The sequence below is a fragment of the Campylobacter sp. JMF_04 NA10 genome, assembly GCF_027737655.1.
In the GTDB taxonomy this organism is placed as follows: Bacteria; Campylobacterota; Campylobacteria; order Campylobacterales; family Campylobacteraceae; genus Campylobacter_B.
Map to the genome: position 1 here is coordinate 352,822 of NZ_JAOVTZ010000002.1, position 14,545 is coordinate 367,366.

General features: G+C 41.4%; 17 protein-coding genes. 6 read left to right on the forward strand and 11 right to left on the reverse strand.

What is annotated here, in order from left to right; translation table 11 throughout:
- Positions 1-76 precede the first annotated feature (76 nt).
- Positions 77-1,264 carry an ammonia-forming cytochrome c nitrite reductase subunit c552 gene (locus OFO12_RS04675; protein WP_270868331.1) on the forward strand — a complete coding sequence of 396 codons (1,188 nt, stop codon included), beginning with the start codon at positions 77-79 and terminating at the stop codon, positions 1,262-1,264.
- 73 nt (positions 1,265-1,337) lie between these two features.
- Here the strand turns inward: OFO12_RS04675 and OFO12_RS04680 are convergent, their stop codons facing one another.
- The 8 genes from OFO12_RS04680 to OFO12_RS04715 all read right to left on the reverse strand — a co-directional run bounded on the left by OFO12_RS04680 (position 1,338) and on the right by OFO12_RS04715 (position 8,594).
- Entirely contained in the window at positions 1,338-1,577 is a 240-nt protein-coding gene (locus OFO12_RS04680; RefSeq protein WP_270869658.1) for a hypothetical protein, read from the reverse strand.
- Positions 1,578-3,617 (reverse strand): TRAP transporter permease, encoded by a 2,040-nt coding sequence (locus OFO12_RS04685; protein ID WP_270869659.1) that lies wholly within the window; start codon positions 3,615-3,617, stop codon positions 1,578-1,580. It lies immediately after the preceding gene.
- 8 nt (positions 3,618-3,625) lie between these two features.
- Positions 3,626-4,567: a TAXI family TRAP transporter solute-binding subunit gene (locus OFO12_RS04690; RefSeq protein ID WP_270869660.1), complete on the reverse strand. Its 942-nt coding sequence runs from the start codon at positions 4,565-4,567 to the stop codon at positions 3,626-3,628.
- 74 nt (positions 4,568-4,641) lie between these two features.
- Positions 4,642-5,778 (reverse strand): dihydropteroate synthase, encoded by a 1,137-nt coding sequence (folP, locus tag OFO12_RS04695; RefSeq protein ID WP_270869661.1) that lies wholly within the window; start codon positions 5,776-5,778, stop codon positions 4,642-4,644.
- Positions 5,778-6,395: a DNA polymerase III subunit delta' gene (locus OFO12_RS04700; RefSeq protein WP_270869662.1), complete on the reverse strand. Its 618-nt coding sequence runs from the start codon at positions 6,393-6,395 to the stop codon at positions 5,778-5,780. Before OFO12_RS04700 ends, folP begins: the two co-directional genes overlap by 1 nt.
- Complete coding sequence (locus OFO12_RS04705; protein ID WP_270869663.1) at positions 6,392-6,925, reverse strand: HobA family DNA replication regulator; 534 nt, start codon at positions 6,923-6,925, stop codon at positions 6,392-6,394. Before OFO12_RS04705 ends, OFO12_RS04700 begins: the two co-directional genes overlap by 4 nt.
- On the reverse strand, positions 6,925-8,130 hold the full coding sequence (locus OFO12_RS04710; RefSeq protein WP_270859097.1) for an aspartate kinase: 1,206 nt from the start codon (positions 8,128-8,130) through the stop codon (positions 6,925-6,927). The genes OFO12_RS04705 and OFO12_RS04710 overlap by 1 nt, the downstream gene beginning before the upstream one ends.
- Positions 8,130-8,594, reverse strand: coding sequence for an RNA pyrophosphohydrolase (locus OFO12_RS04715; protein ID WP_270859098.1), 465 nt, complete (start codon positions 8,592-8,594; stop codon positions 8,130-8,132). Before OFO12_RS04715 ends, OFO12_RS04710 begins: the two co-directional genes overlap by 1 nt.
- Before the next feature lie 113 nt (positions 8,595-8,707).
- Between OFO12_RS04715 and hemW the strand changes: the two genes are divergently transcribed.
- The 5 genes from hemW to OFO12_RS04740 are packed head-to-tail and all read left to right on the forward strand — an operon-like array spanning position 8,708 to position 13,175.
- The gene (gene hemW, locus OFO12_RS04720; RefSeq protein WP_270869664.1) at positions 8,708-9,766 is read left to right on the forward strand and encodes a radical SAM family heme chaperone HemW; all 1,059 of its coding nucleotides are present in this window, start codon (positions 8,708-8,710) and stop codon (positions 9,764-9,766) included.
- A 57-nt stretch (positions 9,767-9,823) separates the two neighbouring features.
- Positions 9,824-10,324 (forward strand): Sec-independent protein translocase protein TatB, encoded by a 501-nt coding sequence (tatB, locus tag OFO12_RS04725; RefSeq protein ID WP_270869665.1) that lies wholly within the window; start codon positions 9,824-9,826, stop codon positions 10,322-10,324.
- Positions 10,325-10,327: 3 nt separating this feature from the next.
- Complete coding sequence (gene tatC / locus OFO12_RS04730) at positions 10,328-11,113, forward strand: twin-arginine translocase subunit TatC (RefSeq protein ID WP_270869666.1); 786 nt, start codon at positions 10,328-10,330, stop codon at positions 11,111-11,113.
- The gene (queA, locus tag OFO12_RS04735) at positions 11,113-12,129 is read left to right on the forward strand and encodes a tRNA preQ1(34) S-adenosylmethionine ribosyltransferase-isomerase QueA (protein WP_270869667.1); all 1,017 of its coding nucleotides are present in this window, start codon (positions 11,113-11,115) and stop codon (positions 12,127-12,129) included. Before tatC ends, queA begins: the two co-directional genes overlap by 1 nt.
- On the forward strand, positions 12,126-13,175 hold the full coding sequence (locus OFO12_RS04740; RefSeq protein ID WP_270869668.1) for a hypothetical protein: 1,050 nt from the start codon (positions 12,126-12,128) through the stop codon (positions 13,173-13,175). Before queA ends, OFO12_RS04740 begins: the two co-directional genes overlap by 4 nt.
- Positions 13,176-13,220: 45 nt before the next feature.
- Here OFO12_RS04740 and rpsR read toward each other — a convergent pair whose 3' ends face one another.
- The 3 genes from rpsR to rpsF are packed head-to-tail and all read right to left on the reverse strand — an operon-like array spanning position 13,221 to position 14,501.
- Positions 13,221-13,481: a 30S ribosomal protein S18 gene (gene rpsR / locus OFO12_RS04745; protein ID WP_270859103.1), complete on the reverse strand. Its 261-nt coding sequence runs from the start codon at positions 13,479-13,481 to the stop codon at positions 13,221-13,223.
- Positions 13,482-13,494: 13 nt separating this feature from the next.
- Positions 13,495-14,082: a single-stranded DNA-binding protein gene (locus OFO12_RS04750; protein WP_270869669.1), complete on the reverse strand. Its 588-nt coding sequence runs from the start codon at positions 14,080-14,082 to the stop codon at positions 13,495-13,497.
- An 11-nt stretch (positions 14,083-14,093) separates the two neighbouring features.
- Positions 14,094-14,501: a 30S ribosomal protein S6 gene (gene rpsF, locus OFO12_RS04755; protein WP_270859105.1), complete on the reverse strand. Its 408-nt coding sequence runs from the start codon at positions 14,499-14,501 to the stop codon at positions 14,094-14,096.
- Between the last annotated feature and the right edge of the window lie 44 nt (positions 14,502-14,545).

Below are 14,545 nucleotides of genomic sequence, written 5' to 3' on the forward strand. Positions count from 1 at the left end.
AAGTGTAATTTGACTAATATAAAATTTTAAGAATTCTTTTGCTAAAATAGCCTAAATTTCGATTTGGAGGGAGATTATGAGGTTTAAATTTTTAGGGCTTTTGGGACTAGGTTTCTCATTTTTGTTTGCCGCTGAGGCTGATTTCGCTGATCCAAATGTCTGTGCCACCTGCCACAGTGATGTGCATGAAGCTTGGGTCAAATCCCTACACGCGCTATCACACGAGGATTCTAACGAACTTTACAAAAAATCAATTTCATTAATCGCCAAAGAAACGGGGAATTTAGAAGAGAGTCTAACGCTATCATGCGGTCAATGCCACAACGCAAAAATGAAAATCAAAGAGCTCGATGTATCGATGAGCGTGGCGCTGTCGCTTGATCTTGGCGAGAAAGACAAGGTCAAAGAATTTACCAAAAGCGAAGATGTCAAAAACGGCATTTCATGCTACATTTGCCACAATGTCGATAAAATCAAACCAGATCAAAGCGATCCGAGTATCTCTGGATACAAAAGCTTCTCGTGGAGCGAGGATTATGTTACTGGCCCATACGATGTGAGCGAGGCTGACGCGCTGTATCACCAAAGCCAAAAACGAGATTTTTTCCAAAACAACGACGAGCTTTGCAACTCTTGCCACCAAGGACAAGGCGGCAAATCTAAGCTTTCGATTTATAATACGCAGGCTGAGGGCGCAGGCGTGCAAAACGCCAAACTTTGCGTGGATTGCCACATGGGCAAATCGACCAAAAAAATCATCGCCCCTGGCGCACCTAGGGAGGGCGCGGTTATCAGAGATATCAGATCTCACTTTTTCAACGGCGCGCGCAACTCAGATATCCTAAAAGAGGCGATTGAGCTTAGATTTAATCGCTTAGGCGGCGATAAAGCGGTGATAAATTTAAAAAATTTAACCACTCACAAGGTTCCGACAGGATTTAGCGGGCGTTCGGTTGAAGTGCATGTCAGATTCAAAGACAGGCTTGGCAAAATTTTATCAACGCAAAATTTAGGCGCGCTTCGTGCAATCTATACAGACAGCAAAGGCGATGAAACCCTATCGTATGCCGCAAAAACTTTGAAGGAAGATACGAGATTAAACGCTGGGGAGAGCAGAGAATTTAGCGTAACTATGCCACAAAACACCTACACTGTCGATGTCAAAATAGTCTATTATGTCCTAGCACCACAGCTTCAAAACCTGCTCAAAGTCAAGGACGAAAGCTTCACCAAGCCTTATGAAATCATAGAAATAACTTTCTAACTCTGCTTTAAAAGCACAATGGGGTCAAATTTGACCCCATTTTTAAATTTTAAAATTCACGAAAATATCAAATTTATCCGAGTGTGATTTTGATACCCAAAGCCCTACAAACCATATCAAAAATTTCGATATCTAAATTTGGATTATATTCATCAAGTATAGCAAAAACCTCTGCTCTCATATCCTCGCTATGACCTGGGTGCGCCTCGTCGTAGAGGGCCCCAACCAAATCAACAAGGCTAAAATTATCTATATTTTTCTGCCTCATTGCAGTTTTTAACTGCTTTGAAATTTGCCATTTGAAATTTTGCATTTAAGCTTGCTCGCCCTCTGGTTTTGCGAACCACTGCCACGCAAAAATCCCCACATAAATCGCCAAAGCAACCCCATAGCAGATATATTCGCTACTGATGAAATCGAAATATCTCACGCACATATTTGGCACGAGCATTAGTGGCACGACGCATAGTAGCAACACACGCTCTAAGGCGTTGCATTTTTTCACAAACCAGCCTTGAAGCACGGAGCTAAACGCAAACATACCAATGAGCGCGCTAGCAAAAATAAGCGCGATTTGGGCGGGATCTGAGATCCATGTAATACCCTTTGGATCCATTGGGGTGGTGATTGACTCGATTAAAAGAAGTTTGTTATTGAAAAAAAACGCAAACGGCAAAATCGCTGTTCGCAAATCATAAATAAATCCCTGCACGCCCACGATTACAGGGTTTGCCTTGGCAATACCTGCGGCGGCATACGCTGCAATTCCCACAGGCGGAGTATCATCAGCCAAAATTCCGAAATAAAACACAAACAAATGCACCGCAATCGCAGGCACAAGCAAATCATTTCTATCAGCTAAAATCAAAATCACAGGCGCAATTAAGCTAGAAACCACGATATAATTCGCCGTAGTCGGAAGCCCCATGCCTAAAATCAAGCTCATTATCGCCGTCATTAGCAAAATCAACAAAATATTATCCCCAGCAACTGCCTCAACCAAATCAGAAAGCACGGCTCCAAGCCCAGTTAGCGAAATAGAGCCGATGATGACGCCAGCTAACGCAGTGGCGACTGCGACTGTTACCATGTTTTTCGACGCTGCGACCATAGCCCAAAAAATATCGCCAAAACCTTGGATAAAATCTTGTTTTAAAATTTGTTCTTTGTAGATTAGTTTGCGAACTGGCTCTTGCAAAACCATTATGATAAATAGCACACCAATCGCATTAAATGCCGCTGCAAAGGCACTTTGCTTCAAAATCAAAAGTGTGTATAAAAGCACCATAATCGGGATTAAAAAGTGAATTCCGCTTAAAATCAGTTTTAGCTTTGAAACTCTTTTGTAGTTTGAATTTCCTTTAAGCCCTAGCTTACAGCTCTCTAAATGCACGATAAAAAATAGCCCCGCATAGCACGCAAACGCAGGAATTAGCGCAGCAATCATAATGTGCGTGTATTCCATACCCAAAAACTGCGCGATGATAAAGGCAGCCGCGCCCATGATAGGTGGCATGAGTTGGCCATTTACGCCAGCTGCGACCTCGATTGCGCCTGCTTTGACTGGGCTAAGGCCTGCTTTTTTCATAAGCGGAATCGTAAAGGTTCCCACGGTAACGACATTTGCAGTCGAGCTTCCGCTAACCATACCGGTTAGCCCACTAGCAATAACGCTAGCTTTGGCTGGTCCGCCACGAAATCTACCCAAAAGCGCAAACGCTACATTTATGAAATACTGCCCCGCACCAGCGCGCTCTAAAAGCGAACCAAAAAGCACAAATAGATAAATATAATTTGTGCTAACCCCCACAGGCACGCCGAAAACGCCCTCTGTGGTAAGAAACATGTGTCCGGCTAGCTTTTCGATACTTGCGCCACGGTGCGCGATGACATCTGGCATATACTGCCCAAAATAGCAATACAGCAAAAATAAAAATGCAATTATCGGAAGCGCTAGACCCATCATACGGCGCCCAGCTTCGAATAAAACAAAAATTCCTAAAAACGCAATTACCACATCTCTTTGCAAATAATCGCCTGGTCTTTGCGCAATCCCGTAAAAATCAATCGCAGGATAAAGTATCGCAAAGGTGCCAATAGCAAGCAAAATATAATCATAAAATGGTATGTAAAAATGCGCCTTAGAGTGCGAACGAGCAGGAAAAAGAGCGAAAATGATAAAAATCGCAAAACCTAAGTGGATAGATCTAGCGCGCGTGCCATTTATCGGAAAATACGCGATATAAAGCTGAAAAACAGCCCACGCGAAGCACACTAGCGTCACAAGCCAAAATAGCTTTTTCGACGAAAATTCTCTACTTTTTACCTCTAATACCTGCTCGTCTTTTTTCATCTATTGCCTTATTTTAAAATTCCAGCTTCTTTAAATACCGCCTCAGCCGCTGGGTGAAGTGGTGCGCTAAGACCTTCGATTAGGGATTCTTTGCTAACCAAATTTAGCGCAGGGTGAAGCTGTTTATACTCGTCAAAATTATCTAAAATAGCCTTTACAATCGCTCTTACGGCCGTATCGCTCTCGCTCTCATCAGCGACTAAAACAGCCTTTACGCCAATCGTCGTAGTGTCGTAATCAATCCCCTCATAAAGCCCTTTTGGAATCACGCCTTTTGCGAAATATGGGTATTTTTCTACGATTTTATCAGCTGTGGCTTCATCAATGCTAACCAAATCAACTGGCATAGATGTCGCTACATCGATGATATTTGCGGTTGGGTGTCCTACCATAAAGAAATATCCGTCGATTTTCTTATCTTTTAGCGCCATTGGGCACTCTTGCACGGTTAGCACGCTTCGTTGCGCCATTTTGTTTAAATCAATGCCGTATTCATTAAAAATCAAAGTGCTTGTTACTTCGTTTCCGCTACCTGGATTTCCTAAATTTATCTTTTTGCCATCTATGTCAGCATAAGCCTTGATTCCGCTATCGCGTGCGACTACAAACGCCAAAAGCTCAGGATAAATCGAAATAACTGAGCGAAGTTTTGGATTTGGCTCGCCCTCGAATTTGCCCTTGCCATTGTATTTGTCATAAACGACATCGCTTTGAACGAAGCCGAAATTTAGCTCTTTTTTAAGGACATTATTGACATTGTATGTCGATCCGCCTGTGGATTGAACTGAGCATTTAAAATTTTTATCGGTATTTACAAGGCGACAAATCGCAGTGCCCACAGGATAGTAAGTCCCTGTCATTCCACCTGTGCCGATATTGATAAATTCTTTCGCACTCAAACTACCTGCAAATATCGCTAACGCAGCGACACCAACACAAATTTTTCTCATATTCCCTCCTTGTGAAATTTAAGCTGATAAGTATTGCTAAATTTGGATAAAATTCTAATAAAATTTAGCCATTTTCACAACAAAATTTTATCATAAGCCGATTTTAAATCCAGCATTTGCCTGTGTTCTTTCACATCATGCACCCTGATGATACCTGCGCCATTTTGCGCTGCCATCAAATGCAAATACAAAGATCCCGGCAATCTCTCTTCCACGCTTGATTTGTGGTAAAAATCAATCACGCTTTTCCTGCTAGCCCCCACCAAAAGCGGTTTTTCGTGGTGCAAAAAATGCTCTAAATTTTTGATTAAAATCAAATTTTGTTCAGCCGTTTTGCCAAAGCCAATCCCCACATCCAAAATCACATCTTCCACGCCAAGCTGGACGATTTGCGCCAAATTTCGCGCGAAAAACTCATCAATCTCGCCTAGCAAATCACCGTAATGTGGCGAAATTTGCATATTTTGGGGCGAGTTTTGCATGTGCATTAGGCAGTATTTCGCACCATAATTTTTGATAACACTGATTAAATTTAAATTTGCGCTAATGTCGTTTATAAGGCTAAATCCGTGATCTAGCGCGAAACGGGCGCAGTATTCATCAAAGCTATCAAGGCTAAATTTGACCTTTTTGTGTAAATTTTGCCTATAAATTTCGCTTATTACGCCATTTATGCGCGCAAACTCTTCGTCTGCGCCACAATACTGGCTTCCAGGACGCGAGCTAACCCCGCCAATGTCGATATAATCGGCTCCATCTTCAATCATCTTTTCGATTTTTGCGATTGCTTCGGTTAAATTTTGAGTGCGAGAAGCGGGATTGAAACTATCGAAATTTAGATTTAAAACCCCCATAATCTCGCAAATTTTGGGTTTTTCGAAATTTTGCCCCAAAAACTGCGCCAAATTTTTTAGCCCAAAATCCTGCGCCTTTTCTTTTTTTGAGAGAATTTCAACCTGCTTATCATTTGCAATCAAAAGTGCGTCTGAGTTTGCCCCGCCTGTGATCACATGCTCAGCCGTTACGAGCTCTGCGCCTATGCTAAGGGCATCTTGCTTTAAGATATTTGCCGCAGGGGTGCGCAAATCTTTGATATAAAAAAAGTTTAGAATTGATTTTTTGCGCATGATTTTCGCGCCCTCTTTTGTACAATTAATGCGCGCGCAAAGTGCCATAAAATCGGCACTATTTGAAATTTTAAAAATTTTCATTATTTGCCTTTGATTATCAAAAATAGCGGCGGCAATACAGCGTGGGATTTGGCGTTGTGTTCGATGAGATAGACGAGCTTGTTTATGTGTTCTAACTCGCTAGCGCTAAATTTAATCCCAGCTTCAAAGCACTCGATAACAAGTTGCATGACAAGCGATTTTAGGGCAAATTTGTCGAGCGAACCGACGCGTTCTTTATTTATACACTCGTTAATAAACGCATCAATCTGCCTCAAATCGATTTTTCGCAAATTTAGCCCCGTGCGCTCGCGCTTTTTCTCGCCAAGCAAATTTTGCACCATTAGCCTAGATCTAATCGTCGGCAATAAAAGCGTAATCGAGGGCGCAACGAGGAAAAATATGGTATTGCGCGGTGGCTCTTCTAGGATTTTTAAAAGCGCATTTTGCGCCTCGTCGCGAAATTTAACCGCGCTAATTACGATGATTTTGTTTTCTATCTCGGCAATGTAGGCTTCGTCGATTATCTTTCTAGCTTCGTCGATTTTGAGCTCATCGCTTTCGAAAAAGCGTAAATTTTTAGGGGAAAATTCAGATAGAATTTTTGCTTTAAAACCAGCATAATCGTTCGTTATAAAAATTTGATTAATGAGTTTCAAAGCACAACTTCACCAAAAAGCACCGCGTCGATACTTTTGTTTAAAATTTTAAAGAGTTGAAGCAGTTTGATATCTAGGCTCTCATCGTTTTCGCTTAGCTGAAAGCTGTTTGGCAATGCCTCGTCGATGAGCCACAAATAGCTATCCTCGTGGCTTTTGGCTATTTTGGCGTAAGTGTGATCGCCCCTGCCTATGTAAAAATAAATGAAGCCGTTGCTAAATGAGAGTGAGAGCATATCATTTAGCAAAGCGACCTGTTCTTGGGAGGTAATCTCTTGGTTATAAAGCGATGAAAACTCGAAAAATGGCAGAAGCGGTCTGGTGTTTTTGCTATCGTTTATCCTGCTGACGATATATTCGCCAAACCACCTTCTCTCATCATCGCACATCACCACAAACGAATACCCGCTATATAGCAGACGCATTTTTGTCGCTAGTAGCGGTATCCAGTGCTCTTTGCGATTTTCGAGCCACTCCATATCTCGCTCGTTTTGCAGAGTTTTAGCACTCCAAGTGTATAAATCTTGCATTATTTATCCAAATTATATGCTTTATGCAAGGCTCTAACTGCTAGCTCGCCGTATTTTTCAGCCACAATCATCGAAATTTTAATCTCGCTAGTTGAGATCATTTGGATATTGATACCCTCGGCTGCTAGTGTGCGAAATGCTAGCGAAGCGATACCGCTGTGGCTTTTCATACCCACACCCACGATTGAGACTTTTACGACCTCGTTATCGCTTTCGATTACGCATTTTGGATTAGAAATTACTGAGCGCATGATTTCTAAGGCTGGTTCCATTTCGTTTTGTGGAATCGTGAAGCCTAAATTTGTCGCTCCGTCAATGCCGATATTTTGGACTATCATATCTACATTTATCTCTTTTTGCGCCAAAGATGAAAAAATCTCAGCCGCAACGCCCGGTCTATCATCTACGCCTCTGATTGTGATTCTTGCTTGATTTCTATCTAATGCTATTCCGCTGATTACTGCGTCTTCCATATTTTCTTCTCCTGTTATTAGTGTTCCTTGGTTGTTATTAAAACTACTTCTAGTTACCAAATTTACTTTAAGCTTTTTGGCTAACTCTACGCTACGATTTTGCAAAACCTTAGCCCCCATGCTAGCAAGCTCTAACATCTCTTCATAGCTGATTTTATCGAGTTTTTTAGCCTTTGGTTCGATGCGTGGATCTGTGGTATATACTCCATCGACATCTGTGTAGATTTCGCATGTATCAGCGTTTATCGCCCCAGCTATCGCCACAGCAGATAGATCGCTTCCACCTCTGCCAAGAGTAGTGATATCGCCCTCTTCGGTAATGCCCTGAAAACCCGCTACTACGACGATTTTGCCCTCTTTTATGGCTTTATTCATATTAGTCGGATCGATAAAGCTAATGCGAGCTTTGGTATGCATTGTATCTGTTACGATACCAGCCTGTCTGCCAGAAAACGCCACCGCAGGGTAGCCTTTTGCATTTAGCGCAAGGGCTAAAAGCGCGCTAGTAACCCTCTCACCAGCACTTAGCATCATATCCATTTCGCGAGTGTTTAGATCTTTTGTAAAATACTCTCCATACTCGACCAATCTATTTGTAACGCCACTCATCGCAGATACAACTACGACTAAATCATGGCCTTCGTTTTTAGTCTTTATCACGCGCTCGGCAACCGCTTCTATGCGCTCTAATGTGCCTACGCTAGTGCCACCGTATTTTTGAACTATAAGCATTAAAGGTATCCCTCCTCTTTAAAATATTTTAAAACAAGCGCATAAATCGGCTTTTTGAAGTGATTTACATGCTTTAAAACTTGATTTGCATTTACAAATTTAAAGTCATCAAATTCAGGCTTATGCGTTTTGATATCAAGCCCTTTTAGGCTTTTTAATCTTAGTAAAAAATACTTTTGCATTTGCCCGTCCCATGGGCGCATTTTTTGCGCCACAGCCTCTGGAAAATCGTAGCTGTGCCACTGCGGACACTCGGCTATGATATCGACATCATCTGTGCCTATCTCTTCTTTTAGTTCGCGTAAAATCGCCATTTTTGGCGTCTCGCCCTTGTCGATACCGCCTTGGGGAAACTGCCAAGCCCCGCGTATATCACTGCGCTGGGCGATAAGCACATCACAACTAAACGGATACGAAGGCGCAAGCACGATAGCTGCGACATTTGGTCTGTAATTTTTCTCCATATTAGCTCTTTGAAAAAAATTTGCAAAATATTAGCGAAAATAGGTATAAATTTGGCTAAAATTCAAAGAATTTTTGCTAAATTTCGCCCTTTAAATTTGGCTAGGAAGAAATTTTGCATATTTATATTCATATCCCGTTTTGCACCTCAAAGTGCCCGTATTGCGCCTTTGGCTCACGCATGGACGCATTTAAATTAGCTAAAAACTACTTTGACGCGCTGGATTTTGAAATTTCAAATTTCATTAAAAAAAATAAAAATTTCAAAATTTCAACCCTTTTTATCGGTGGCGGCACGCCAAGTTCGATTTCGGCGCAGTATTATGAAAAGATTTTTGAAAAACTCTCGCCAAATTTTGCCCCAGACGCCGAGATTACAACCGAGGCAAACCCAAATTCTGCCAAGCCCAAATGGATAGAGCAAATGCGAAAATTCGGCGTAAATCGCATAAGTTTTGGCGCGCAAAGTTTCAATGATGAAAAACTCAAATTTCTAGGTCGCGCACACGGAAAAAATGAAATTTTTGAAGCCGTGGATAACGCCAAAAACGCGGGAATTTCAAATATAAATTTGGATTTGATTTACGCTAGCAAATTTGATGATAAGCAAAATTTAGAATTTGAGCTTGCGCAGTTTGCGCGCGCAGGGGTTTCGCATCTAAGCGCATACGCCCTTACATTGGAGCCTGGCACGCCATTTTTTGGGCGCGCAGAGTTTGCCAGAGATGATGAAAATTTGGCTAAATTTTTCTTTAAAAAAGCTAGCGAACTAGGCTTTACGCAATACGAAATTTCAAATTTTGCCAAAAATGGCAGGCGTTGCGCGCACAATGTGGCGTATTGGAGTGGCGAGGATTACGCTGGATTTGGCGCGCACGCTGTGGGCACGAGCGGATTTGTGCGATACAGCGGCGCAGGTAGTATCGAAGAATACATACAAAATCCGCTTGCAAAAAGCGTGGAAAATTTAAGCTTAGAGGATAAAATTTTGGAGAAAATTTTCCTTGGATTTCGCTCGTTTTTGGGCGTGAGGGGCGAAATTTTGCGCGAAAAAGAGCTTAAAAACGCCCAAATTCTAAGCGCAGAGGGCAAGCTAGATTTCAAAAACGGCGTTTTTTACAATCCAAATTTCTTGCTAGCCGACGAAATCGCCCTATTTGTGAGCGAGCATTAAATTTAAGATTAATGAAGTTTTAGCTAAAATACGCAATCTTTTTGTTTAGGAATTTTAATGTTTGGTATCAGTTTCCCTGAAATTACGATAATTTTAATCGTCGCAGTCATCGCCCTAGGCCCTGAAAAGCTCCCTAGCGCGCTAGTTGAGATTGCAAAATACTTCAAAGTCATCAAAAAATCAATCAACGACGCAAAGGCCACTTTCGACCAAGAAGTCCGCATAGCCGAGCTCAAAGAGGACGCCAAAAAATACAAAGAAAGCATTAGCAAAACCACAGAAACCATGCGCAAAAAGCTTACTTTCGAAGAGCTTGACGAGATAAAAAGCGGGCTAAATTCTGTCAAAGATACACTAAATGCAGGGCTAAGCGATATAGAAAGCTCTGTTAATAACACGCTAAATGAAGCGGAAAATTCGCTAAATTCTAAGCAAAATTCTACGCAAAATTTAGCGCAAAATTCTACGCCAAATTCGGCGCAGGAGCAAGCGCAAGCGCAACCAGAAGCGCACCCGCAGGCGCAAAATTCAAATCCAACACAAAATTCAAAAGAGTAAAATATGTTCGAAGAGTTAAAACCACACCTTGCCGAGCTTCGCAAACGCCTAGTTATCTGCGTAATCACGGTAATTCTTATGTTTGTCGTATGCTTTAATTATTGGGAAATAATCTTAGATTTTATGAAAGCCCCTCTCGTCAAAGTCCTTCCAGATGACGGCAAAGTCGTATTCACCCAACTTGGCGAAACCTTTTTTACAGCGATGAAGGTTTCGTTTTTTACCTCACTTTTACTCTCTATGCCGATAATTTTCTGGCAAGCGTGGCTTTTCGTCGCCCCAGGGCTGTATGATAACGAAAAAAAATATGTAATTCCATTTGTGCTAAGCGCTAGTGTGATGTTTTTTTTAGGGGCTGCGTTTTGTTATTATTTCGTAATTCCAGTAGCTTTTAACTTTTTGATAAATTTCGGTGGCGAGGCCTACTCTGCTATGCTTAAAATCGGCGAATATGTCGGGTTTTTCACAAAATTAGTTGTGGCTTTTGGCATTAGTTTTGAGCTTCCAGTAGTTACATTTTTCCTAGCCAAACTAGGGCTTATCACAAACAAAAGCTTGACTAGTTTTTTCCGCTTTGCGATTGTTATAATCTTCGTTTTTGCCGCGATTATGACACCGCCTGATGTTTTGAGCCAATTCATGCTAGCTGGTCCGCTAATCGTGCTTTACGCCCTTTCAATCCTCATTGCAAAAATGGTAAATCCATACAAAGCAGGCGATGACGAGGACGAGGCAGACAAGGACGAAGAGAGCGAGAAAAGCGCACAAGGCGCAGTAAAAGAGGCGTAATGGATTTAAATTTAGTAGATAGCTATGATTACCACCTGCCGCCAAATTTAATCGCAAACGCCCCGCTAATGCCAAAAGAGAGCGCAAGGCTTTTAGTTTATGAGAGAGAAAAAAATAAAATTTCACACCTTAAATTTGGCGATTTGGCTGAAATTTTACCACCTTGCGAGATTATCTTTAACGATACCAAGGTCATAAAAGCGCGAATTTTCGGGGCTAAATCAAGCGGTGGCAAGATTGAGCTTTTGCTAAATTCGCCCTTAAATGATAATAAATTTAGCGCATATATCAGAGGGCGAGTAAGCGTGGGTAGCGAGCTAGTTTTTGATAAAAATTTGCGCGCACGGGTCGTAGAATGCTGTGAAGATGGGCTTAGAGTGGTGGAGTTTAGCCGTGATAATCGCGCGCTTAGCTCGCACGAAATTTTCGCTCTCACCGATGAAATCGGCCATGTCCCGCTACCGCCATATATCAAGCGCGAAGACACCAAAGATGATGAGAGCTGGTATCAAAGCATTTTCGCGCGCGAGGCAGGGGCTGTGGCGGCTCCGACTGCGAGCCTGCATTTTAGCGAGGAGATGCTACGCGCGCTTAGAGCAAATCACGGGATTTACTACATTACCCTGCATGTAGGCGCTGGGACATTTAAGCCGGTTGAGGCAAGGGATTTAAGAGAGCATAAAATGCACTCCGAATTTTACAGCATTGCGCAAGATACAGCTGATATTTTAAAAAGCGATAAAAAAATTTTAGGCGTAGGCACTACGGTTACTAGAACCGTGGAAAATTTCGCACGAAATAGCGCGAGATGCGGGGCTTGCGAACTGTTTTTGCACCCAAATAATCCGCCTATTAGGCAAAATTATCTGCTTACAAATTTTCACTTACCAAAATCTACTTTAATTATGCTGGTTGCTAGCTTCATCGGCCTTGAAAAGACCCTTGAAATTTACCGCGAAGCAGTGGAGCAAAAGTATAGATTTTATTCTTATGGCGACGGGATGATAATACTATGATTAAAGATTACGCGTTACTTGGGATTTTAGGGCTTTTGGCATTAGTTTTGGTGTATAGAATCGTATTTCGCAAGGCACTTAGGCGCAGAGCGTATAAGGGCGATATTTTCCCTAAAAAAGAGCCAGTCGAAATAAAACCTGTAAAAAAGAAAATTATCCCGATAAATCAAGTCGATATCTTAAAACCGCTTAAATTTCAAAGCGAAATTTTATTCGAAGAGTGTAGCAGATACGATAGCTCGGTCTTTATCAAATTCCCGCCAGACGCGCCACGATATTATGACGGATATGTGATAAATCTCTCAAATGCGATTTACCATATCTGCCTATTTTTCTTGCAAAATGTCAAAGACCCTACCCTTATAAAAATCGTATTTTCCGTGCGAGATGATAAGCCAGGACTATCAAGAATGCAACTCTTAGTCGATATCAGCGTCAAAAAAGAGATTCGCACCACATATATCCACAACCTAAAAACCGCCCTCATAAGCGGTAAAGTCATAAACGACCCATACATTTCCAAAGCCAAACAAAGCATAGGCGATATCGGCAAAATCGCGGAGCTAAGCAACGATAATGGCGGAACCCATATCAAATTGCACGCTCAGTGCTCGTATTTAGAGCAAGAAAACAGACTAAGAAGCAAAAAATACAATTATCAAATTTTAATCGCGCACAAAGATAAAGAAATTTTCGATGATTTGAAGGATTTTTTAGATAGCACGGGTTGTAATGTAGTGCCAAACAACACCTGGGAAAATCTCAAAACACACCTAGCAGACCGCATTTACAAGGCCGATATCGTGCTAATTGATAGCGAGATTTTGCGCACAGACTCAACTGCGATTGCTTATTTAAATTTAATCGACAAAGAAGAGGCACATTTCGTATTTTTGCGCAAAAATGCAAATTCGCAAAAAGCATTAAATGATTTGAAATTTAACTTTTTCAAACTAGATATGCCGTATTTCCACGATGAAATTTACGCTATTTTAGATTTAGTCAAACAGCTTAAAATTGATAAAGACTTTTTGAAAGTAGAGTAAAAAAGAGAAAAAAATAGGCTAGGAAAAATCCTAGCCTAAGAAAAATTATAGATTTTCAAATGGGTTTGTAACGACTTCGTTGTGATCTACGACATAAGGGATAAGAGCTGCTTGGCGAGCGCGTTTGATTGCTTTCTCAACCATCTCTTGGTATTTTTTGCTAGTGCCAGTTAGGCGTCTTGGCATGATTTTAAAACGCTCTGAAAGGCAATATTTTAGTAACCCTGTGTCTTTGTAATCGATAAATTCGATTTTAGCCTCTGTAAATCTGCAATATTTTCTGCTATATTTTCTTTTTTCTGCCATTGTTTTTCCTTAATTAAAATGGAATTGTATCGTTGCCTTCGTCATATTTGTCCGAATCAACATCATATTCTGGAATTTGGCTCTCATAGCTCTCTTTTTTCGGTGCTTCATAGTGATTTTGTGCGGTTTGGTTCGCGCCATATCCGCCAGAGCTTTGGCGATTTGGGTTAGAGTAGTTTGAGTGTTGGTTGTATCCGCCACCATAACTATTACCGCTGTTTGCACCATATCCACCACTATTTGCGCCGTAGCTATTGTTTCCGCCATTTCCACCTTGTGGAGCACTTAGCATTTCCATAGACTCTACCACTACGCTGTGTTTTGAGCGGTTTTGACCATTTTGGTCTTGCCATTGATCGAGCTTTAAACGCCCCTCAACTAGCACTTTTGAGCCTTTTCTTAAATATTGATTTGCGATTTCTGCTGTGCGTCCCCAAAAATCAATGTCAATAAAGCAAGTCTCTTCGCGTTTTTCGCCATTTCCGCTATTAAATTTACGAGTTACAGCAATGCCAGTTTTACCGATTGCGGTGCCAGTTTGTAAATATCTAAGCTCAATATCGCGAGTTAAATTTCCAACCAAAACTACTTTATTAAACATCTAAAATCCTTTTATTCAGCGGTTTGCTCTGCTTGTTCTTTTGCCTCAGGTGCTACGCGTGGTTCGCGCTCTTTTTTAGCTGGGCTAAGTTTAATGCCTTTGCTTAATTTTTCCCATGCCAAAACCTCGCGTTTTGTTTCGTATTTCACAGTCAAAAATCTAATGATATCCTCTGTGATACGCAAATTTCTAACTAGCTCTGCAATCAAGCTTGGCTCGGCAGTAAAGTAAATGACAAAATAAACACCGCGCTCATATTTATCGATTTTATAGGCAAGTTTGCGTGCGCCCATTTCGATGACAGAAGCGATATTTCCGCCATTTTTTGTAATGATTTCTTTAACGAAATCAACTTTTGTTTTTACTTCATCATCAGTCAGCGTAGGCTTGACAATGAATAAAACCTCGTAATTTCTCATAAATTCTCCTTATGGATTTTTAGCTCGCAAATGTAATCTGCGGG

Bases quoted from the DNA above. Each gene is read 5' to 3' on its own strand.
- OFO12_RS04675 (WP_270868331.1), top strand. From the start codon at position 77: ATGAGGTTTAAATTTTTAGGGCTTTTGGGACTAGGTTTCTCATTTTTG.
- OFO12_RS04680 (WP_270869658.1), bottom strand. From the start codon at position 1,577: ATGCAAAATTTCAAATGGCAAATTTCAAAGCAGTTAAAAACTGCAATG.
- OFO12_RS04685 (WP_270869659.1), bottom strand. From the start codon at position 3,617: ATGAAAAAAGACGAGCAGGTATTAGAGGTAAAAAGTAGAGAATTTTCG.
- OFO12_RS04690 (WP_270869660.1), bottom strand. From the start codon at position 4,567: ATGAGAAAAATTTGTGTTGGTGTCGCTGCGTTAGCGATATTTGCAGGT.
- folP (WP_270869661.1), bottom strand. From the start codon at position 5,778: ATGAAAATTTTTAAAATTTCAAATAGTGCCGATTTTATGGCACTTTGC.
- OFO12_RS04705 (WP_270869663.1), bottom strand. From the start codon at position 6,925: ATGCAAGATTTATACACTTGGAGTGCTAAAACTCTGCAAAACGAGCGA.
- OFO12_RS04710 (WP_270859097.1), bottom strand. From the start codon at position 8,130: ATGCTTATAGTTCAAAAATACGGTGGCACTAGCGTAGGCACATTAGAG.
- OFO12_RS04715 (WP_270859098.1), bottom strand. From the start codon at position 8,594: ATGGAGAAAAATTACAGACCAAATGTCGCAGCTATCGTGCTTGCGCCT.
- tatB (WP_270869665.1), top strand. From the start codon at position 9,824: ATGTTTGGTATCAGTTTCCCTGAAATTACGATAATTTTAATCGTCGCA.
- tatC (WP_270869666.1), top strand. From the start codon at position 10,328: ATGTTCGAAGAGTTAAAACCACACCTTGCCGAGCTTCGCAAACGCCTA.
- queA (WP_270869667.1), top strand. From the start codon at position 11,113: ATGGATTTAAATTTAGTAGATAGCTATGATTACCACCTGCCGCCAAAT.
- OFO12_RS04740 (WP_270869668.1), top strand. From the start codon at position 12,126: ATGATTAAAGATTACGCGTTACTTGGGATTTTAGGGCTTTTGGCATTA.
- rpsR (WP_270859103.1), bottom strand. From the start codon at position 13,481: ATGGCAGAAAAAAGAAAATATAGCAGAAAATATTGCAGATTTACAGAG.
- OFO12_RS04750 (WP_270869669.1), bottom strand. From the start codon at position 14,082: ATGTTTAATAAAGTAGTTTTGGTTGGAAATTTAACTCGCGATATTGAG.
- rpsF (WP_270859105.1), bottom strand. From the start codon at position 14,501: ATGAGAAATTACGAGGTTTTATTCATTGTCAAGCCTACGCTGACTGAT.